Genomic DNA, 19,966 nt, shown 5'->3' on the forward strand with positions numbered 1-19,966 from the left:
ACCTAAAAAGAAGCAAATAATACCACAGCGAAACTAGCAACAAGCCGAGACAATGGTGGTTGCGGATTGATCACCCCGTTATAATACGCAGTTCCTTTTTTGCTAGCGCCTCTTTGAACCATCGCGAGCCCGGCGCCACATCCACCAGATTACGTGAGAATCATGGCCAAGAAGCTGTACATCAAGACCCACGGCTGTCAGATGAACGAGTACGACTCTGCCCGCATGGCGGACCTGCTCAAGACCGGTGAAACCGTCGAAATGACGGACACACCCGATGACGCCGACATTCTGCTGCTGAACACCTGCTCTATTCGTGAAAAAGCGCAGGAGAAGGTGTTTCACCAGCTCGGTCGCTGGAAGGGCCTGAAGAGCAAAAAACCGGACCTGATCATCGGAGTCGGCGGCTGCGTCGCCAGCCAGGAAGGCCAGGCCATTCTGGATCGCGCACCATACGTGGATATGGTGTTTGGCCCACAAACCCTGCACCGCCTGCCAGACATGATCACCGAGGTCCGCACCAAGGGTAACGGCGTCGGCGTGGTGGACGTCAGCTTCCCGGAAATCGAGAAGTTCGACAAACTGCCTGAACCGGGAGCCGACGGACCCTCCGCGTTTGTGTCCATTATGGAAGGCTGCAGCAAGTACTGCACCTTCTGCGTGGTGCCCTACACCCGTGGCGAGGAAGTCAGCCGCCCGGCGGATGACGTGATTGCCGAGGTGGCGCATCTGGCCAGCCAGGGCGTACGCGAGGTGAACCTGCTGGGCCAGAACGTCAATGCTTACCGTGGCGAAACCTACGACGGCGACACCATGGATCTGGCAGAACTGATCACCCTGGTGGCCGCCATCGACGGTATCGACCGCATCCGCTATACCACCTCGCACCCGGTAGAGTTCACCGATGCGATGATCGAGGTCTATGAGCAGGTACCGGAACTGGTCAGCCATCTGCACCTGCCGGTTCAGAGCGGCTCGGACCGAATCCTGGCGGCCATGAAGCGTGGTCACACGGCGTTGGAGTACAAATCCAAACTCCGCCGTCTGCGTAAGATTCGCCCGGACATCAGTTTCTCGTCGGACTTCATTATCGGGTTCCCTGGCGAAACCGAGAAAGACTTCGAGGACACCATGAAGCTGATCAATGACATCGGCTTCGATATGTCCTTCAGTTTCATCTACAGCGCCCGGCCGGGTACTCCGGCGTCAGATTTGCCGGATGACACACCGATGGAGGTGAAGAAGCAGCGCCTGAGCATTCTGCAGGATCGGCTGAATCAGAATGTCATGGACATCAGTCGCAAGATGGTGGGTACGACTCAGCGGATTCTGGTAACGGGTTTGTCCAAGAAAGACCCGGGTGAGTATGCCGGGCGGACGGAGAACAACCGGATTGTGAATTTCCGGCATGAGAATCCGGAAGTGGTGGGGCACTTTATCGACGTCGAGATTGTTGAGGCTTATCCCAACTCGTTGCGCGGTGTGCCTACAAGCTCGGAGTTATACTAAGCTTGTTTTCCGATTCGTCCGAGTTTGGAGCATGGCGAGCGGTGGGGCTTTCCTCCCAAAAACCGCTACGAGCACATCCATGTGCGCTTCTCTCAGGCCATCCTTGGCCTTCGAAATTTTTGGGAGGAAAGCCCCACCGCTCTCCGCTGACTTTGTACGTGCATGCCGGGAGCAGAGTTTAATCGGGCGGTATTGACCGTAGGTTGGATTAGACGAAGTCGTAATCCAACAAAAAATGCGATCTCGAACTTTGTCGGATTACGACTGCGTCTAATCCGACCTACTTGTTTTTTTGGCGCTGGGCCTGCACATAGATTAATCAGGGAGAGGGCCGGAACGTCTTTCCAAAAACGTGGAGCGCCAGGGATGGCGCGACCGAGCCCTACAGGGATGTATTTACGGGCGTTTTTTGGAAAGACGTTCCGGCCCTCTCCCGTTGACACCGAATCAAACATTCGTACTCCCGGAATGCAAACAGGGGAGTAAACAAAACGGAGCACTTTTGAAAGCCAACGATTCCAGACAATTTGACCTGCACCCCGTCGATCAGCACCGGCTGACCACCCTTTGTGGCCAGTTTGATGAGCATCTGAAGCACATTGAGCGGCGTATGCGGGTCAAGATCGGTCGCCGTAACCACCACTTCCGGGTGGAAGGCGAGACCGAGCATGTGGCGGCGGCCGTGGAGGTTATCCGGCACCTGTACCGGGAAACCGAAGCCACTGACGACATTTCTCCTGACACCGTGCACCTGTTCATTCGTGAAACCGGCTTCGAGCGGCTGCCTGAGGATGTTCCCTACGACGGCGCGGTGACCGTCATCAAGACGCCCAAGCTGCAGGCCAAGCCGCGCGGGGCCAACCAGCAGAAGTATGTGCACAACATCCGCACCCACGACATCAACTTCGGTATTGGCCCGGCCGGTACTGGTAAGACCTGGCTGGCGGTGGCCTGTGCGGTGGAAGCGTTGAAGGACGAGCAGGTAAAGCGCATCCTGCTGGTTCGTCCAGCGGTGGAAGCCGGTGAAAAGCTGGGCTTCCTGCCTGGAGATCTGGCGCAGAAAGTGGATCCATACCTGCGCCCGCTGTACGACGCCCTTTATGAAATGCTGGGCTTTGACCATGTCACCCGGCTGATTGAAAAGAGCGTGATCGAGATTGCGCCCCTTGCCTTTATGCGTGGCCGCACTCTGAATAATTCCTTCATCATCCTGGACGAAAGCCAGAACACCACCCGGGAGCAGATGAAGATGTTCCTGACCCGGATTGGTTTTGGCTCCACGGCGGTGATTACCGGTGACACCACCCAGGTCGATCTGCCTCGCGGCGAAAACTCCGGGCTGATTCATGCTGCCGGCGTGCTGAGCAAGGTTTCCGGCATTGGCTTTACACGATTTGAAGCAAAGGATGTGGTTCGTCATCCCCTGGTCCAACGCATAGTGGAAGCCTACGATTCCTTTGACGATGGGAGCGCCACCGGCCAGTGAACAGGCTAACAGTAGATCTGCAACAGGTTTATGACGCTTCCGGCATTCCGGTAGCAGAGAGGCTTGAGCAATGGGCGCAATGCGCCTGGCTCGGGGACACCGCGTCCGAGGTCACAATTCGTATTGTCGATAGCGATGAGAGCGCGGAACTCAATGGCCAGTACCGGGGCAAAAACGGGCCAACCAATGTGCTGTCCTTCCCATTTGAGGCCCCAGCGGGTATAACAGTTCCGTTGGTCGGAGATCTCATCATTTGTGCCCCGGTTGTTGAAAAAGAGGCCAAAGATCAGCATAAAGAACTTGAGGCCCATTGGGCACACATGGTTGTACATGGCATGCTTCATCTTCAGGGCTATGATCATATTGAAGATGATGATGCCGAGGTCATGGAAGCCCTCGAAGTCCGGCTGCTACAACAGCTTGGATATGGCAATCCTTACGAACCAGAGGAAGCGGAACAAGACTCATGAGCGACGATCAGTCGAGTCGCAGTCAGGGCAACAGGTCCTGGCTGGAGCGTATATCACAGGCCTTCTCCAGCGGGCCTGAGTCCGTCGAGGACGTGCTGGAAATCCTGCGGGATGCGGAATCAGAGAACATTATCGACGCCGATGCCATGAGCATCATCGAAGGTGCCATGCAGGTCATCGACATGCGGGTGGACGAGATCATGATCCCCCGCTCCCAGATGGTCACTGTCAAGGCCGCCCAGGAACCAAAAGAATTTCTTGGCGAAATCATTTCCTCTGCACACAGTCGGTTTCCCGTCATTGGCGACAGCCAGGACGACGTCATTGGCGTATTGCTCGCCAAGGATCTTTTACCGCTGGCCCTCAATAATGACGTCAACTGGTCCCGTATACGCGAAATACTGCGACCACCGACGTTCGTGCCCGAAAGCAAGCGTCTTAACCAGTTGCTGAAAGAGTTCAAGGAAAACCGGAACCATATGGCCATTGTGGTGGATGAGTACGGCGGGACCGCCGGGCTGATCACCATTGAGGACGTGCTTGAACAGATTGTGGGTGAAATCGAGGACGAACACGACTTTGATGAGGAGACCCACATCAAAGCCCGGGGAGACGGCAGCTTTGCGGTAAAAGCGGTCACACCGGTGGACGACTTTAACGAGTTTTTCCAGACGGAGCTGGATGAGGAAGAGTTCGACACCATTGGCGGTGTGGTTCTCAAGGAATTCGGCCACCTGCCCAGGCGAGGTGAATCGGTTGCATTTGGCGGGCTGCAATTTACTATTGCGAACGCTGATAACCGAGTCATCCGTCTGCTGCAGGTAACCCGTAGTGAGCAATAACGACGCCCTTCCCCGAATTCCGGACACGCGCCTGTCAGGTAACCACTGGCTGAGAACCGTCACCCTCGTGGTGGCGGGCGCCCTGCAAACCCTGACGCTATCGCCCTTTCAGTGGTGGTGGCTGGGGCCGGTTTCCCTTGTACTGATCCTGTTGGCAAGCGTTCCGCTGGCACCTCACAAGCTGTTCCGGGCGGGCTGGTTTACCGGCCTCGGGATTTTTGGCAGTGGCGCCAGCTGGGTCTACATCAGCATCAGTGAGCACGGCAATACCTCTGTCCCCCTGGCGATCCTGCTGACGGCACTCTTCGTGGCGGGCCTCGCATTGTTCCACGCCATCGCCTTCTGGGGCTGGGGCAAGCTGGCAAAGGAGAGCCTGGTGCGCCGCCTCCTCCTCTTCCCCGCCATCTGGATTCTTGGCGACTGGGTGCGCAGCTGGCTGCTGACCGGTTTCCCGTGGCTGTACCTGGGAAATGCCCACGTGGACGGGCCGCTGGGAGGCTTTGCGCCACTGGTCGGGGTGCATGGTGTGACCTTCTGGATAACCGTCACCAGCGTCGCCATCTACAGTGCATGGTGGCTCGTTCTCAACAAGCGCACCGCCAATGCCGTGATCGTTGCTGTACTGGCGCTCATCCCCTGGGTAACCGGCCCCACATTGTCGAAAATCGAGTGGACCAGCGTCAGCGACGAGGCCGTCACCTTTGCCTCCATGCAGGGCAACATCCCCCAACAGATCAAGTGGGACCCCGACTTCCTTCGCGATCAGATTGTGGTCTATCTGGGGCTGACGGAGGAGCAGTGGGACACCGACCTCATTCTTTGGCCGGAAACCGCCATCCCCATTCCTCAGGATCAGGCCGGCAAAATCATCGAACACATTGCCGAAGAACTGGGGGACAACAGCACACTGATCACCGGCATCCCCTGGTACGGTTTCAGCAACCGCATCGAGGACTTCACCTTCCACAACAGCATCATGGCTATTGGCAATGGCGAAGGTATGTACCATAAGCAGAAACTGGTGCCTTTCGGCGAGTATGTGCCCCTTCAGCAATGGCTGCGTGGGCTGATCGGCTTCTTCGACCTGCCGATGTCCAGCTTCAGCCGGGGGCCGGCCGACCAACCCCCCCTGATTGCCAACGGCAGACGCATCATGCCGTTCATCTGTTACGAAGTGGCTTATCCGGATTTTGTCGCCCGCAATGCCCGGGGCACCGACCTGTTGCTGACCATCAGCAACGACGGCTGGTTTGGCGATTCCATTGGCCCGCTGCAACATCTGCAGATTGCCCGCATGCGCGCACTGGAAACCGGCCGCTATATGCTACGGGGCACCAACAATGGCGTTACTGCGATCATTGATCACAAGGGACAGCTGGCTGAGACCATTCCCCAGTTCGAGCGCGCGGTTCTGACCGGAGAGGTATATGTCGCATCCGGCAGCACGCCTTATATGCAGACCGGCTCCTGGCCGGTGCTGACCCTGGCGCTTATTCTCATTGTCTTCGTGCGCGAGCGGATTATCCCCAAACCGTAGGTTGGATTAGCAAAGCGTAATCCAACAATCGACATGAACTTCTGTGTCGGATTACGGCTTCGCCTAATCCGACCTACTTGTTGGGACACGGTGCACCGCTATTCCGACTTACGGGGCCAGCGGCTGGTCACGCGCTCGTAGTAGTGGGAACCGCAGGCCTCGCAAGGCTCCAAATGGCTGGTGGCGGTCAGACAGCGCATATGGCCGCAATTCAGACATTGGAACATCCCCGCTGTCGCCACCTCGCCGGAAATGTAATGGCCGACCTCCTGGTTTTCCAGCTTCTGGCGTAGTTCCAGATTATCCACCAGCGTCTTGTCTGCAACAGAAAGCAGCCTGTCCGCAAGCTGATGCTCAAGCAACGCAATATCCAGTTGCAACCACTCGGTCAGCCCCTCACCGGTCTCCTCCACAAAGTGCAGAAGGTGCTCCAGATCCCGCTGCAGATAAGCTCCCAGCAGATCCGCCTCCTCCCTGGTCATTTCCTCCAACTCGTATTCGAACTCAACCGCTTTCTGGACTTCTTCTTCCAGGGTTTCCAGGGAGGTTTCCTGCAACTCATTGAGGCGCGACTGCACCCTCTCCAGCATCCGGTCATAGACTTCCAGGGCTTTTCCGGATAGATGTCTGCGTTCTGACTCGGCCATAACGACTCCTCAGATGGTCTGGGGCTGATTGGGTGTTGGCGGACCGGGACTGTCAAAAACAGGGATGTTTTTGTCAAGCGTACAGGGATGTATTCACAGCGTGTCCCGGTCCGCCATACCCAATCAGCCTTCCCCCATAATTTTAAGTCTGGCACATGAAACGAATTTTGGCAGACTACCTGTTAACCTCCGTGTGCGTTAGAATGTTCGGCCCGCTCCGGACATCATTTTGATACAGGGTTTTATTTTTCACACAAGGTAATTTCGGTAATGGCAGGAATGGACGAGCAGTACAACCCACGTAATGTAGAACAGAATGCCCGCACCTTCTGGGAGGAGAACAACACCTTCACCGTCAAGGAAGAGCCTGGCAAGCCCAAGTACTACTGCCTGTCCATGTTCCCGTACCCGAGCGGCAAACTGCACATGGGCCACGTCCGCAATTACACCATCGGCGACGTGATCTCCCGCTACCAGCGCATGCAGGGCAAGAATGTGATGCAGCCGATGGGCTGGGACGCCTTCGGCCTGCCCGCTGAAAATGCCGCCATCGCCAACAAGACCGCGCCTGCCAAGTGGACCTACGCCAACATCGAATACATGAAGAACCAGCTCAAGCAACTGGGCTTTGGTTATGACTGGAACCGCGAACTGGCCACCTGCAAGCCGGACTATTACCGCTGGGAACAGTGGTTCTTCGCCCGCCTTTACGAAAAAGGCCTGGTGTACAAGAAAATGTCCACAGTCAACTGGGATCCGGTGGATCAGACCGTACTTGCCAACGAACAGGTGGTCGATGGTCGCGGTTGGCGCTCGGGTGCCCTGGTCGAACAGAAGAAGATTCCCCAGTGGTTTATCCGTATCACCGATTACGCCGAAGAATTGCTGAATGACCTGGACGACCTGGAAGACTGGCCGGAACAGGTCAAGACCATGCAGCGCAACTGGATCGGCAAGTCCGTCGGCACCGAGCTGACCTTCCCGCTGAAGGGCGGAGATGACGGGCTCACCGTTTATACCACTCGTCCGGACACCCTGATGGGCGTCAGTTATATGGCCGTGGCCGCCGAACACCCGCTGGCCAAGGCTGCGGCGGAGCGTCATCGTGACGTCGCTGAATTCGTCGACGAGTGTCGCAACAGCAAGGTCGCCGAGGCCGAGCTGGCCACCATGGAAAAGAAGGGGATCGACACCGGCTTCAAGGCCATCCATCCCCTCACCCAGGAAGAAATTCCGGTCTGGGTTGCCAACTTCGTGCTGACGGATTACGGCACCGGCGCCCTGATGGCCGTTCCCGGACACGACGAGCGGGATCACGAGTTTGCCCTGAAGTACCGCCTGCCGATCAAGCAGGTGATCGCCGCCCGCGACGGTCGTGACATAGACGTGCAGGAACAGGCATTTACCGAAAAAGGTATTCTGGTGTCCTCTGGCAAATACAGCGGCCTGACCAGCGAAGAAGCCTTTGATGCCATTGCGGACTACCTGGAAGAGAACGCCATTGGCAAACGCACTGTGAACTATCGTCTGCGTGACTGGGGTGTTTCCCGCCAGCGTTACTGGGGTGCCCCAATTCCAATGATGACCCTGGAAGACGGCACCGAACGCCCGGTACCCGATGATCAGTTGCCAGTCGCTTTGCCGGAAGACGTCGAAATGGATGGGGTCCAGTCGCCCATCAAAGCCGATCCGGAGTGGGCCAAAACCACCTTTGAAGGCCAGCCGGCGACCCTGGAAACCGACACCTTCGATACCTTCATGGAGTCGTCCTGGTACTACGCCCGTTTCTGCAGCCCCAACTACGACAAGGGCATGCTGGATCCGGCTGCCGCCAACTACTGGCTGCCGGTGGATCAGTATATCGGCGGCATAGAACACGCCATATTGCACCTGCTGTACGCACGATTCTTCCACAAACTGTTGCGGGACGTGGGCCTGGTTAATAGTTCCGAACCCTTCAACCGTCTGCTGTGTCAGGGCATGGTCCTGGCGGAGACCTACTACCGCGAAGACGGTAAAGGCGGTAAAACCTGGATCTCGCCGGCCGATGTCACCGTCGAGCGGGATGCCAAGGGTCAGGTTGTCGGAGCGGTCCACAAGGAAGATGGCCAGCCGGTTGAGGTTGGCGGGGTCACCAAGATGTCCAAGTCCAAGAACAATGGCATCGATCCCCAGGCGATTATCGATCAGCACGGCGCGGATACCGTACGCCTGTTCATGATGTTCGCGGCGCCGCCAGAACAGTCCCTGGAATGGTCGGACAGCGGCGTGGAAGGTGCCCACCGCTTCCTCAAGCGCCTGTGGCGCATGGTGAATGAACTGGCGACAGGTGGCGACACGCCAGCGCTGGACGTGGGCAACCTGACCGACGCCCAGAAGGATCTGCGTCGCAAGACCCATGAAACCATTGCCAAAGTCAGTGATGACATCAGCCGTCGCCTCACCTTCAATACCGCCATTGCGGCGGTGATGGAGCTGCTGAATGATGTAGGCAAACTGACCGATGACGCCCCCCAGAGCCGGGCCGTCCGCCAGGAGGCGCTGGAGGTTGCCGTGTTGATGCTGTCACCCATCGTTCCCCATATCTGCCACAGCCTGTGGCAGGCCCTGGGCCATGAGAAGCCCGTGGTGGACGCCCCATGGCCAGAGGCTGACCAAGAGGCCATGGTGCGCAGCCAGATCCAAGTGGTGCTGCAGGTCAATGGTAAAGTCCGTGCCAAAGCAGATGTACCTGCGGACATCGACAAGGCGAGCCTGGAAAAACTCGCACTGGAAAACGAAAACGTTGTGCGCTTTATCGAAGGCCAGACGGTTCGCAAGGTCATTGTGGTTCCCGGCAAGCTGGTCAACGTGGTAGCCAACTAAGATGACCGCTTCGCACCCACGTCGTTACATCAGACTCTCAGTGGCAGCCATGCTGTCGCTGATCCTGACCGGGTGCGGCTTCCAGTTACGGGGGGCACCACCCGTGCCGCCCGGTCTGCAGCCCCTGGCGGTCTCCTGCGTCAACGAAATACCGGACGACCTTTGCCGGGCGGTCACGGAGCAGCTTGAGCTCGGCAAGATTGACGTTCGGGATCCGGAGCAGGCGGATTACATTCTGCGCTTGCGTGGTTTCCGGCAGGATCGGCGTGCCAGCGCCATTACGGTTCAGGCGTCGGCTGCCGAATACACGCTACGACAGACCGTCGACATGGACCTGCTGACCCGTGACGACTTGCCGCTGATCGCGGAAACCCGCCTTAACACCAGCGAGACCTATCGCTACGACGAGACCAATGTGCTCGCCAAACAGCGGGAGGAAGAGGAACTCCGACAACAACTCTATCAACGGCTCGCACAGCAGATCATTTTCCGGCTGGCACCGTTGACGGACGCACGGGTTACCGAATTACGGAACCAGCTAAGTGAAGAGTCTGCCACTGATCAAGAGCAAGACACTCGCTGATTATGAAAACACAACCGGCCCAGCTTCCCCAGTTACTGAAGAAATCCCTGGCACCGGTCTATCTGATTTCCGGAGATGAACCCCTGCTGGTCCAGGAATGCTGCGACCAGGTCCGCAGCGCGGCCCGGGATGCCGGCTTCCTTGAGCGCATGACGTTTCACGCCGATCACCAACTGGACTGGAACACGGTGGGCGAGGAATTTGGTTCACTGTCCCTGTTTGCGGAAAAACGCCGCATCGAGATCCACTTGCCCACCGGCAAACTCGGAGATGGTCGCGCAGTCCTTGAGAGAGTTCTTCAGGATCCTCCCGAAGACATCATACTGCTGCTGATCAGCGCCAGACTGGACGCCGCCGAGACCCGCAGGAAATGGTACAAGGAATTACAGAACAAGGGCGTACATGTTCCAGTGTGGCCTGTCGATGGCGACAAGTTTGCCGGCTGGCTGCAACAACGCGCCAAATCCAGGGGACTGAGCCTGACTCGGGGCGCCCTGAACATTCTCACCGAGAGACTGGAAGGCAACCTGCTGGCTGCCAGCCAGGAACTGGATCGGCTGGCCCTCTTTGGCACCGGTAAAACCATTGATGAAGACGTCATAGAACAGGCTGTTCAGGACAGTTCCCGCTTTACCGGGTTCGAATTGGTAACCGAGTTGCTGGCCGGGCGGGCTCCCCACGCCCGCAAGATGATCGGGGTGCTCAAACAGGAAGGTGAGAACCCTCTGGGGCTTCTGGCAGTCCTGGTCCGCGACCTGAATCTCACTATGGAACTGCGGGCAGCAGCTGCGCAGCGCGAAAACCCATCGGCCTTCCTCAAGCAACGTGGCGTTTTCCAGCTACAACGGGCCCGTACCATCGAGCAGGCAGCACGCCGGCTTTCCCGCCCCCAGCTTCACTCAGCCCTGGAGCTATGCAGCGATATCGATCGCGCCGCCAAGGGGTTTTCCCCTTCCTCTCCCTGGAGCTATCTGGAAGACATGGCCACCCTGTTGGCAACCCGCGCCACCTGAACCTCCCTCCCCCCAACTCCCCTCTTGACAGGTTTTCAGGTTCGGGAGCATTGTAAGGAATATCTACCAAAGGAGGTGTTTCATATGACGCTGCAGGATGACCTCAAAAAACTGTCGGAGAAAATCAAACAGTATCGTGATGAAGCACGTGTCCAGCTTCACCTTGCCCGCGAAGACGTCAAGGATGAATGGGACGACCTGGAAAAGGACTGGGAGAAGTTCCGCCACAAATTCGACAAGATTCTGCACGATGCCGAGGATGCCACCCACGAAGCCCGGCAGTCAGCCCACCAGCTTGGAGAAGAGGTTCGTGCGGGGTATCAGCGCCTTCGTGATCGCTTGAAGTAATGGGGGTTGGGCCTGATCGGCAAAGGCCCAAACCCTCGTAGCGAGGTATAAGAACGCATGCATCAGACAAGCGCCCTTATTGTTATCCTTACACTGTTGCTGGTCCCGCCTTTGGTCAACGGCCAGAATACCCGATTCAGCGACCCGGATGCGGTTGTCCGGGATCAGTTCTGGGGAACCCTCTACGCCGATGGGGGCACCTCATTCTTCTGCGAAACCCCGTTCAAAAACAAAGGGTTCACCATGACAGCGGGCCATATATACCCTCTCTCGGCGGTCCGAAGCGCCCTGGGCTGCGGCACGTCCAGCCAATGCGACCGGGATGACCGCTATCGCCAAATAGCTTCCGATCTCCACAACATGGTGCCGGTTACCAACCGTGTAGAAATGCGCCGTCGCAACGCCCGTTACGAGGAACTTGGCGCTGGCGCACGGGAAGACGAGTGTGGAAACCGGGAAAGTGCCCAGTTCTTTGCACCACCGGGCAAGGTGAAAGGTGATGTCGCCCGTGCGGTTGCCTACATGGTGGATACCTACGACCTGCCCTGGGTCGGTGCCTCCCCGGTCTTTAAAAGCTGGAACCGGATGGATCCCCCGGACGACCATGAGCTGACTCGCCATCGCCAGGTCAGTGAGCTTCAGGGTAACGAGAACCCGTTTATCCTGAATCCTGACCGCATGGACAACCTGTAAAAAAACTCTTGCCCCAATAACAAAAAAGGCAGATCCCTCGCAGGATCTGCCTTTTCTCGACTTCATCATCTGACCGTTACGATCAGAACTCCTCGGCTGTCAGCGCCATCATCGAGTCACTGCCACTGCGAATGCCCTCCGCCAGTGATACTGTCTTCGGCAGCAGACGATCGAAATAGAAGCGCGCCGTCTTCAGCTTACCGGTGTAGAAACCGGAGGTGTCACCTTCCGCTTTCGGAGCGGCAGCCTTGACGATCTTCGCCCACATATAGCCCAGGGCGGTCAGACCGAACAGGTCCAGGTAGTCCACGGACGCCGCGCCGATGGCATTGGGGTTATCGCCCGCCTGATTGATCACATGTTCCGTGACATCGGACAGACGCTCTAATGCGGCTGCCAGTGGCTCGAGGTACGGACGCAGATTCTCATCACCGCTGTTTTCCTCGATAAAGGAAGCCACGTCACTGGCAAACAGCTCGTACAGTTTGCCCTGGCTACCAACCACTTTCCGGCCCATCAGATCCAGTGCCTGGATACCGTTGGTGCCCTCGTAGATCTGGGTGATACGGCAGTCACGAACCAGCTGCTCCTGGCCCCATTCACGGATGAAGCCATGGCCACCGAATACCTGCTGCCCCATGATGCAAGCATCCAGGCCACGATCGGTCAGGAATGCTTTGGCAACCGGTGTCAGCAACGCCACCATGCCTTCGGCGTGCTTGCGGCGCTCATCATCCTCGGCGTACTTGGAAATATCCAGCCATTGGGCAACGTAGGTTGAGAAGGTGCGACCGCCTTCGACATAGCCTTTCATCGTCAGCAGCATGCGACGCACGTCCGGGTGCACCAGTATCGGGTCGGCTGCTTTCTCCGGCTGCTGGGCGCCGGTCGGGGCACGGCTCTGGATACGCTCCAGCGCGTACTCACGAGCACTTTGCAGGGAAGCTTCGGCAGCGCCAATACCCTGGATACCCACACCCAGACGCTCGTAGTTCATCATGGTGAACATGGCCGCCAGGCCCTTGTTCTCCTCGCCCACGAGCCAGCCTTTGGCGCCGTCAAAGTTCATCACACAGGTTGCGGAGCCCTTGATCCCCATCTTCTTCTCGATGGAACCACAGCTCACACTGTTGCGCTCGCCCAGGGAGCCGTCGTCATTGACCATGAACTTCGGTACCAGGAACAGGGAAATGCCCTTCGGCCCTTTCGGCGCATCCGGCAGTTTGGCCAGCACCAGGTGGATGATGTTCTCCGCCATGTCGTGCTCGCCCCAGGTAATGAAGATTTTGGTACCCGTGACGCTGAAAGAGCCATCATCATTCGGTTCGGCCTTGGTGCGGATAATGCCCAGATCGGTACCAGCGTGGGGCTCGGTCAGATCCATGGCGCCGGACCAGACGCCGGAATACATGTTCGGGAGGTACTTTTCCTTCAGTTCCTGGCTACCATGGGCATCCAGGGCCAGGCAGGCACCGGCGGTCAGCATCGGTGCCAGACCGAACGCCATGTTGGCACCTTGCATCATTTCCTCGAACTGGGCCACCAGGGTCTTGGGCATGCCCATACCACCGAACTCGGTGTTGCCGCCCAGGCCATTCCAGCCACCTTCCACGATGGTCTGGTAAGCTTCTTTAAAGCCTTCTGGAGCGGTGACCTCGCCGTCATTCCACTTACTGCCCTGCTCGTCACCTTCACGGTTCAGCGGGGCCAGCACACCACTGGCAATCTTGCCGGCTTCTTCCAGAATCGCATCGGCGGTTTCCGGGTCTACATTCTCCGCAACTTTCGGCAGAGACGCCCAGAGTGCAGGTGCATCGAAAACTTCGTTCAGAACAAAGCGCATGTCACGTAAAGGTGCCTGATAATCAGCCATCTAAAACTCTCCAAAAATCCAGTCAGTCTGTCGGCACACACCCAGCTGTTTGCTGTCGCGTGCCTCTCGGCTATGTGTCCGCTCAAGGTTATTTTTATAGGGGCGTATTCTACCCTATTGGCGAGCCTAACTCATGAAAAAAGCCCGCCTCCGGGGAGAGCGGGCTTTTCCGGGTCTGCCTGCCCGCGCCTTAAATGGCGAAGGCTTCTTCCGGCATATCCATCAGGCTGTCTGCACCAGCCAGCATGCTTTCGGCGTGAGCCTTGGCGCGGGGCAGCATACGCTTGAAGTAGAAACGCGCGGTCTGCACCTTGGCGTTGTAGAACATTTCTTCGCTGGTTCCGTCAGCCATCTTGTCCAGCGCAACCTTGGCCATACGGGCCCACAGGTAAGCAAACACGGCGTAACCGGAATACATCAGGTAGTCCACGGACGCGGCGCCGACTTCCTCGCGGTTCTTCATGGCGGTCATGCCGATCTTCATGGTCAGATCGCCCCATTCCTTGTTGAGGGCCGCCAGCGGCTCCAGGAATTCCTTCAGCTGCTCGTTATCGGCGTTTTCCTTGCAGAACACATGCACCTGCTTGGTGAAGCCCTTCAGGGATTCGCCCTGGGTCATCAACACCTTGCGGCCCAGCAGATCCAGCGCCTGGATACCGGTGGTACCTTCGTAGATCATGCCGATACGGGCGTCACGTACGTTCTGCTCCATACCCCACTCGGAGATGAAACCGTGACCACCAAAGACCTGCATGCCCAGGTTGGCTGACTCGTAACCGATTTCGGTCAGGAACGCCTTGGCGATCGGGGTCAGGAAGCCCAGGGCTTCGTCAGCGGCCTTGCGCTCTTCTTCGGTCTTGCCACTGTGAACGATATCCGCCTGCTGTGCAGTCAGGTAGATCAGCGCGCGGGCGCCTTCAGCTATCGCTTTCTGGGTCAGCAGCATGCGACGAACGTCCGGGTGAACGATGATCGGATCCGCGATGCCATCCGGGTTCTTCGGACCGCTCAGGGAGCGCATGGCCAGACGTTCCTTGGCGTAGGCCAGGGAGCCCTGGAAGCCCAGCTCGGCCGCACCCAGCCCCTGGATCGCGGTACCGATACGGGCGGTGTTCATGAAGGTGAACATGCAGTTCAGGCCGCGGTTCTCCGGCCCGATCAACCAGCCCTTGGCACCGTCGAAGTTCATCACACAGGTGGCGTTGCCGTGGATACCCATCTTGTGCTCGATGGAACCACAAGACACAGCGTTACGCTCGCCAGCGGAACCGTCTTCGTTCGGCAGCTGCTTGGGCACAATAAACAGGGAGATGCCCTTGGTACCTTCCGGAGCACCCGGCAGACGAGCCAGAACGATGTGGACGATGTTCTCGGCCATGTCGTGCTCACCGGCGGAGATGAAGATCTTGGTACCGGTGATGGCATAGGTGCCGTCAGCGTTGGGCTCGGCCTTGGTACGCAGGGTACCCAGGTCGGAACCACAGTGCGGCTCGGTCAGGCACATGGTGCCAGTCCATTCACCGCTGATCAGCTTGGTCAGGTAGGTCTGCTTCTGCTCTTCTGTGCCGTGTGCCTCGATGGTGTTGGTAGCGCCGTGGCTGAGGCCCGGATACATGCCGAACGACCAGTTAGCGGTACCCACCATTTCGCTCATAACCAGACCGAGGGAATGCGGAAGGCCCTGACCACCGTAGTTGGGATCGGCGGTCATCGACGGCCAGCCGCCCTCAACGTACTGCTGGTAGGCTTCCTTGAAGCCTGTCGGAGTTTTCACACCGTCTTCGCTCCAGGTACAGCCTTCCTTGTCGCCCACCTGGTTCAGCGGAGACAGGACCTGCTCACAGAACTTGGCACCTTCCCCGATAATGGCGTCCACCATATCCGGAGTTGCATCCTCGGCACCTTCCAGCTTGGCGTAGTGTTGCTCGCTGTCCAGCAGCTCGTTCATTACGAATTTGATGTCACGCAGGGGCGCTTTGTATTCAGGCATGTAATCCACCTCAGGTTTTCGGTCACATCTGCAACACAGATTGCAGTACTTGGCCTTGGGGTTTGCTCAGACACCGTGATGCTATCGCAACACAGCCTTAATTAAACACTTGTTTGAAACATACGTTTAGAGGCACAGAATTGTCAATAGCCATGCTGGAAATTTGTGTTGCAATTTGTGGCAAAAAAGACTGGAGTGAGGCGGGTTCAGCGCTAACCCGAGAAGAAAAGATTGGCCAATCAGGCCATTACGAAGAGGGAAGAATTACGCAGAATAATAACGATTCGTTCGAAGGGGTCGGTTCAGTTTTGGTCAGCTTTGGAAGGAACCGTGATCAGGCCATGATATCCAGCAGTGTGCCGAGCGTCTCGTCCGCGGTTTTGACAACCTGTGCGGACGCTTCAACACTGCGCTCATACAGATTCAGCTCGACGATGGGTTCCACCAGAGAGCCAGCGCCCTCCGCAGTGCCCTGGGGACCATCAACACCGCCACGGGCAATCTTTCGGGCCGCATTCTCCATGCCCGCCATGCCTTCCTGGATGCCCTGAATACCAATGCCCAATGTATTGTTGATCATGACTGCGATACCTGATGCCCCTGACTGGACTTAGTAGGCCACAAACCTGATCAGTTTTCAAACAGCACATCAATATCAAGAAACGCCGCCAACTCCCGGGGATTCGGTTCCCGAAGCCAGGGCAGAACCCCGAGGCAAGGCGCGCCGAGGTGCATCAGGAGGTAGTTCAGGGTTTCCTGCTCACAACTCATGGGTTCCTCTTCCGGGCGGTTTGCCACCCAGCCCGCCAGGGTCAACCCATCGTTGCGAATGGCTTCAGCGCTTAGCAGGGCATGGTTAATACACCCCAGCCTCAGCGGCACCACCAGGATAACCCCCACATCCAGCTCCTTCGGAACTGCCGAATAGGTTTCCCTGTCGTTCAGGGGCACCCGCCAGCCACCCGCACCTTCAATCAACAAAAGGTCCGCCGGCTGCATCTGCAGGCCCCGGCAAAATCCCACCAGCCGCTGCGCAGTCAACTGACGACCGGCTTGCTCTGCAGCCACATGGGGTGCGATGGCCGGTTCCAGGGTCACAGGATTGATCCGGTCATAGGCCAGTGATTCCGTCATCGCAGCCTGCAGCATCAGCGCATCTTCGTTCCGAAGTCCTTCCGATGTCCGATCGCATCCGGACGCTACCGGCTTCATGCCGATGGTCCGCTTGCCCATCGTCCTGGCCGCTTCCAGTATGGCGGACGATACGATGGTCTTACCCACTTCGGTGTCTGTACCTGTGACGAAAAAGCTTTTTCCGGCCATGATAAACCTGTTCAGAAATTAGGGTTAGAAAAGGGGAGACAAGTATGTAATCCAGCACGCCTGATAAGATGCCAGAATCGTATCTTCGGGGGTTCGCGGATAGTTCGCACACATGGATCTCAGACGTCCCGGGGCTGTCGCTGTGCGACGACGATCCTGCCCTTTGTATCCCGCTCCCAGAGATTTCAGCTCCCGGGTAAGTGTCAGGGGCGACGGATAGTCCAGGGTCACGGTTGCTGTTGCCACTTCCCCGCCCGGCAATACTTCATCCACAATTCGCTTGATGGTGGGCGCAGCTTCGAACCGATTGACGTGCCGACGCCCCGGATCAGCCTGCGCCCAGGCCTGTTCCAGTTCTTTCAGGGTACCGTCCAGCAACGTTGAGCACACCAGTATGCCGCCCGGGCGCAACAGGCGCCGGCATTCGGCCAGCACCGACAGCGGATGGTCGCACCACTGAATCATCAGATTACTGAAGACGATATCGACGCTATTGTCGGGAAGCGGAATGTGCACCGCATCCGCCACCAGCCAATCAATATCAGCCGGGCTGTTGGATCTGGCGTGAGCAATCATCCCCGGCGACAGATCAATGCCGGTGACGTGAGCTCCAGGATAAGCCTGTCGTAATTTACGAGTGAACCAACCGGTACCGCAGCCGAGGTCGAGAATGTCGGGTTCGCTGCTGCTGGCCTGCCAGCAATCAAGCTGGTCCAGCATCACGCCCCCCATATGTCGCTGGAGCCGCGACGCGGATTCGTAGGTTTCAGAAGCCACGCCAAAATCCCGTGCGATATCCTGCTGGCGCGGTTGGTCGTTGCGCTGGGCCTCACCGGGCGATCGCATCAGGACATCCATTGCCCCACCTCGCGCGCGCCTGCCAGGAACTCGGCTATCACCTGCTGGCATTCATTGGCGGCTTCTCCCGTGGGCCAGTGAGCCATTCCCGGTACCACCCCGGTGCAGCTCTGCACGGACAGCCCGGCCCACTCACGCCAGGGCCTGACAACAACGTCCTTCTCCCCCATGAGATGCAACGCCGGCACTCCGGAACTGCCCCACAGCGATCTTTGATCCCCGGTCCTGAGCCAGTCCAGTCCCTTGACGAGATTCTCGCTGGATACCGGAGCCCCCTGCTCCAGCCAAAACTTCAGCTTCTTGCGGACCTCACATTCATGGGCATCACCATTGATCATCAGTAACAGAAAATGCATCCAATAGCGGTCAGGATCTCTGGTAATCCCCCGGGCAAACGCCTCAAACTCGCCTTGCGGCATACCCGAGGGCCAGCCCGTTGTTTCAGTGAATCGGGGGAAGCCTCCGAGGGTAATGACAGAAGTCACAGCACCGGTGTGGCGAGCGGCGGCGGCCATGGCAACCTGCGAACCCAGGGACCACCCCATCCACACTGCAGGCTTTGGGAAGCGGCCCAGTAACTCGTCAGCAACCGCCCCGACCGAGTCGCACCCGGTCAACAGTTTGTCATCCAGACTGACGGGCATCACCTCTCCTGGCCAGCTGTCATAGAGGTCGGAAAGCATGTCACTCCGCACGCCCCAGCCGCCGACCACAACCAACCTGCCAGCGCTCCCGGTAGTCATGCGGACTGTTCCACCGCAATGCCCGACAGTGCCCGGCAATCAGCCAGGCCCTTCAGCAAGCGGTCCACGTCTGCCAGGGTATGGGCGGCACTCAGGGTGACCCTCAGCCGTGCCTCACCTTCAGGCACCGTCGGCGGGCGAATGGCGGTTACCAGCAGCCCCTGCTCTTCCAAGGCTTTACTCAATGCCAGTGCAGACCAGTTATCACCCACCATAATGGGCTGAATCGGCGTCCGGGAGGGCATCAGCTGATACCCGAGTTCGCTGGCTCCGCGCCGGAAACGCTCGATCAATTCGCTCAGGTGCCCCCGTCGCTCATCATCCCGCTCGATCAGGTTGAGACTGGCAACCGTTGCTTCGGCAATCGCCGGCGGCATCGCGGTGGTGTATATGTACGTCCTGGCCTTCTGCACAAGGTAATCCATCAATACCTGCGAACCTGCCACAAAGGCGCCACTGGTGCCCACGGCCTTGCCCAGGGTACCGATCAGCACCGGCACGTCCTCCTCGGACAATCCCAGCTCCGCCACGCTGCCACGCCCCTGGGGGCCCAGCACACCCACACCGTGGGCGTCGTCCACCACCAGCAAGGCATCGTTGGCCCTGCACAACGCAGCCAACTCCCTGAGCGGCGCTATATCGCCGTCCATGCTGAACACGCCATCGGTCACCACCAGCTTGTGGCCCGGGGTTTCTGCCAGCATCCGCTCCAATGCGGCCATATCACTGTGGGGGTAACGACGGACTTTTGCCCGGCTGAGAATACAGCCATCAATGATGGAAGCGTGATTGAGCCGATCCGAGAAGATCGTATCTCCCCGTCCTGCCAGGGCAGAGATCACCCCCATGTTAGCCATGTACCCGGTGGAGAAGAACAGCGCGGCACTGCGCTGGGTGAAGGCGGCCAGACGCTCTTCCAGGCGGTGGTGGGCATCATGATGACCACAAATCAGGTGAGACGCCGCGCCACCCAGACCAGTCTCCGGCAAGGCCTTAACGAGCGCTTCGATGTTGGCGGGATGATTGGCCAAGCCAAGATAATCGTTACTGCAGAACGACAGCAGCCTCTGACCATCGGAGGTCAGAGACGGCTGCTGGGGGCCGGAAATCAGTCGGCGGGTTCGGTACAGGCCGGACTGTTTACGCTGTTCAAGTTCTGCCGCGAAGTCTCGCACTGGTCATTTCC

18 protein-coding genes are annotated in these 19,966 nt (G+C 58.1%); 10 read left to right on the top strand and 8 right to left on the bottom strand.

Translation table 11 applies throughout. The features are described 5' to 3' along the window. The first annotated feature begins 162 nt into the window (after nucleotides 1-162). From miaB to lnt, 5 genes are all read left to right on the top strand, one after another. A complete protein-coding gene (gene miaB, locus EHN06_RS14245) occupies nucleotides 163-1,509 on the top strand; it encodes a tRNA (N6-isopentenyl adenosine(37)-C2)-methylthiotransferase MiaB (RefSeq protein WP_127333204.1) in 1,347 nt (448 codons plus the stop codon). A gap of 502 nt (nucleotides 1,510-2,011) precedes the next feature. Further along, nucleotides 2,012-2,995 (top strand): PhoH family protein, encoded by a 984-nt coding sequence (locus tag EHN06_RS14250; protein ID WP_127333205.1) that lies wholly within the window; start codon nucleotides 2,012-2,014, stop codon nucleotides 2,993-2,995. Continuing rightward, nucleotides 2,992-3,465 (top strand): rRNA maturation RNase YbeY, encoded by a 474-nt coding sequence (gene ybeY / locus EHN06_RS14255; RefSeq protein WP_127333206.1) that lies wholly within the window; start codon nucleotides 2,992-2,994, stop codon nucleotides 3,463-3,465. The genes EHN06_RS14250 and ybeY overlap by 4 nt, the downstream gene beginning before the upstream one ends. Continuing rightward, complete coding sequence (locus EHN06_RS14260; protein WP_127333207.1) at nucleotides 3,462-4,307, top strand: HlyC/CorC family transporter; 846 nt, start codon at nucleotides 3,462-3,464, stop codon at nucleotides 4,305-4,307. The genes ybeY and EHN06_RS14260 overlap by 4 nt, the downstream gene beginning before the upstream one ends. Beyond that, nucleotides 4,297-5,844 carry an apolipoprotein N-acyltransferase gene (lnt, locus tag EHN06_RS14265; RefSeq protein WP_127333208.1) on the top strand — a complete coding sequence of 516 codons (1,548 nt, stop codon included), beginning with the start codon at nucleotides 4,297-4,299 and terminating at the stop codon, nucleotides 5,842-5,844. Before EHN06_RS14260 ends, lnt begins: the two co-directional genes overlap by 11 nt. 98 nt (nucleotides 5,845-5,942) lie before the next feature. Here the strand turns inward: lnt and EHN06_RS14270 are convergent, their stop codons facing one another. Further along, complete coding sequence (locus EHN06_RS14270) at nucleotides 5,943-6,491, bottom strand: zinc ribbon-containing protein (protein ID WP_127333209.1); 549 nt, start codon at nucleotides 6,489-6,491, stop codon at nucleotides 5,943-5,945. Between the two features lie 279 nt (nucleotides 6,492-6,770). Here EHN06_RS14270 and leuS point away from each other — a divergent pair, with 279 nt between their 5' ends. From leuS to EHN06_RS14295, 5 genes are all read left to right on the top strand, one after another. After that, nucleotides 6,771-9,356, top strand: coding sequence for a leucine--tRNA ligase (leuS, locus tag EHN06_RS14275; RefSeq protein ID WP_127334457.1), 2,586 nt, complete (start codon nucleotides 6,771-6,773; stop codon nucleotides 9,354-9,356). Between the two features lies 1 nt (nucleotide 9,357). Further along, on the top strand, nucleotides 9,358-9,939 hold the full coding sequence (gene lptE / locus EHN06_RS14280; RefSeq protein ID WP_127333210.1) for an LPS assembly lipoprotein LptE: 582 nt from the start codon (nucleotides 9,358-9,360) through the stop codon (nucleotides 9,937-9,939). 2 nt (nucleotides 9,940-9,941) lie between these two features. Continuing rightward, complete coding sequence (gene holA / locus EHN06_RS14285; protein WP_127333211.1) at nucleotides 9,942-10,952, top strand: DNA polymerase III subunit delta; 1,011 nt, start codon at nucleotides 9,942-9,944, stop codon at nucleotides 10,950-10,952. Nucleotides 10,953-11,036: 84 nt separating this feature from the next. Beyond that, nucleotides 11,037-11,300, top strand: coding sequence for a hypothetical protein (locus tag EHN06_RS14290; RefSeq protein WP_127333212.1), 264 nt, complete (start codon nucleotides 11,037-11,039; stop codon nucleotides 11,298-11,300). Nucleotides 11,301-11,357: 57 nt separating this feature from the next. Further along, nucleotides 11,358-11,993, top strand: a complete 636-nt coding sequence (locus EHN06_RS14295; protein ID WP_127333213.1) for an endonuclease — start codon at nucleotides 11,358-11,360, stop codon at nucleotides 11,991-11,993. A gap of 82 nt (nucleotides 11,994-12,075) precedes the next feature. Here EHN06_RS14295 and EHN06_RS14300 read toward each other — a convergent pair whose 3' ends face one another. The 7 genes from EHN06_RS14300 to bioF all read right to left on the bottom strand — a co-directional run bounded on the left by EHN06_RS14300 (nucleotide 12,076) and on the right by bioF (nucleotide 19,955). Beyond that, nucleotides 12,076-13,866 carry an acyl-CoA dehydrogenase C-terminal domain-containing protein gene (locus EHN06_RS14300; RefSeq protein ID WP_127333214.1) on the bottom strand — a complete coding sequence of 597 codons (1,791 nt, stop codon included), beginning with the start codon at nucleotides 13,864-13,866 and terminating at the stop codon, nucleotides 12,076-12,078. Nucleotides 13,867-14,056: 190 nt separating this feature from the next. Beyond that, entirely contained in the window at nucleotides 14,057-15,856 is a 1,800-nt protein-coding gene (locus tag EHN06_RS14305; protein ID WP_127333215.1) for an acyl-CoA dehydrogenase C-terminal domain-containing protein, read from the bottom strand. Between the two features lie 334 nt (nucleotides 15,857-16,190). After that, nucleotides 16,191-16,436, bottom strand: coding sequence for a flagellar basal body rod C-terminal domain-containing protein (locus EHN06_RS14310; protein WP_127333216.1), 246 nt, complete (start codon nucleotides 16,434-16,436; stop codon nucleotides 16,191-16,193). A 50-nt stretch (nucleotides 16,437-16,486) separates the two neighbouring features. After that, nucleotides 16,487-17,179: a dethiobiotin synthase gene (gene bioD / locus EHN06_RS14315; protein ID WP_127333217.1), complete on the bottom strand. Its 693-nt coding sequence runs from the start codon at nucleotides 17,177-17,179 to the stop codon at nucleotides 16,487-16,489. Between the two features lie 24 nt (nucleotides 17,180-17,203). Further along, nucleotides 17,204-18,037, bottom strand: a complete 834-nt coding sequence (bioC, locus tag EHN06_RS14320; RefSeq protein WP_127333218.1) for a malonyl-ACP O-methyltransferase BioC — start codon at nucleotides 18,035-18,037, stop codon at nucleotides 17,204-17,206. Next, a complete protein-coding gene (locus tag EHN06_RS14325) occupies nucleotides 18,025-18,780 on the bottom strand; it encodes an alpha/beta fold hydrolase (protein ID WP_127333219.1) in 756 nt (251 codons plus the stop codon). The genes bioC and EHN06_RS14325 overlap by 13 nt, the downstream gene beginning before the upstream one ends. Next, nucleotides 18,777-19,955, bottom strand: coding sequence for an 8-amino-7-oxononanoate synthase (gene bioF / locus EHN06_RS14330; RefSeq protein WP_127333220.1), 1,179 nt, complete (start codon nucleotides 19,953-19,955; stop codon nucleotides 18,777-18,779). Before bioF ends, EHN06_RS14325 begins: the two co-directional genes overlap by 4 nt. Nucleotides 19,956-19,966: the final 11 nt, after the last annotated feature.

Source organism: Marinobacter sp. NP-4(2019) (assembly GCF_003994855.1).
Taxonomy (GTDB): domain Bacteria; phylum Pseudomonadota; class Gammaproteobacteria; order Pseudomonadales; family Oleiphilaceae; genus Marinobacter.

Excerpts from the sequence above, each read along its gene's own strand:
- EHN06_RS14295 (WP_127333213.1), top strand. The coding sequence starts at position 11,358 with ATGCATCAGACAAGCGCCCTTATTGTTATCCTTACACTGTTGCTGGTC.
- bioC (WP_127333218.1), bottom strand. The coding sequence starts at position 18,037 with ATGGATGTCCTGATGCGATCGCCCGGTGAGGCCCAGCGCAACGACCAA.
- EHN06_RS14300 (WP_127333214.1), bottom strand. The coding sequence starts at position 13,866 with ATGGCTGATTATCAGGCACCTTTACGTGACATGCGCTTTGTTCTGAAC.
- leuS (WP_127334457.1), top strand. The coding sequence starts at position 6,771 with ATGGACGAGCAGTACAACCCACGTAATGTAGAACAGAATGCCCGCACC.
- EHN06_RS14260 (WP_127333207.1), top strand. The coding sequence starts at position 3,462 with ATGAGCGACGATCAGTCGAGTCGCAGTCAGGGCAACAGGTCCTGGCTG.
- EHN06_RS14290 (WP_127333212.1), top strand. The coding sequence starts at position 11,037 with ATGACGCTGCAGGATGACCTCAAAAAACTGTCGGAGAAAATCAAACAG.
- EHN06_RS14305 (WP_127333215.1), bottom strand. The coding sequence starts at position 15,856 with ATGCCTGAATACAAAGCGCCCCTGCGTGACATCAAATTCGTAATGAAC.
- holA (WP_127333211.1), top strand. The coding sequence starts at position 9,942 with ATGAAAACACAACCGGCCCAGCTTCCCCAGTTACTGAAGAAATCCCTG.
- EHN06_RS14310 (WP_127333216.1), bottom strand. The coding sequence starts at position 16,436 with ATGATCAACAATACATTGGGCATTGGTATTCAGGGCATCCAGGAAGGC.
- EHN06_RS14270 (WP_127333209.1), bottom strand. The coding sequence starts at position 6,491 with ATGGCCGAGTCAGAACGCAGACATCTATCCGGAAAAGCCCTGGAAGTC.
- bioD (WP_127333217.1), bottom strand. The coding sequence starts at position 17,179 with ATGGCCGGAAAAAGCTTTTTCGTCACAGGTACAGACACCGAAGTGGGT.
- miaB (WP_127333204.1), top strand. The coding sequence starts at position 163 with ATGGCCAAGAAGCTGTACATCAAGACCCACGGCTGTCAGATGAACGAG.
- EHN06_RS14325 (WP_127333219.1), bottom strand. The coding sequence starts at position 18,780 with ATGACTACCGGGAGCGCTGGCAGGTTGGTTGTGGTCGGCGGCTGGGGC.
- lptE (WP_127333210.1), top strand. The coding sequence starts at position 9,358 with ATGACCGCTTCGCACCCACGTCGTTACATCAGACTCTCAGTGGCAGCC.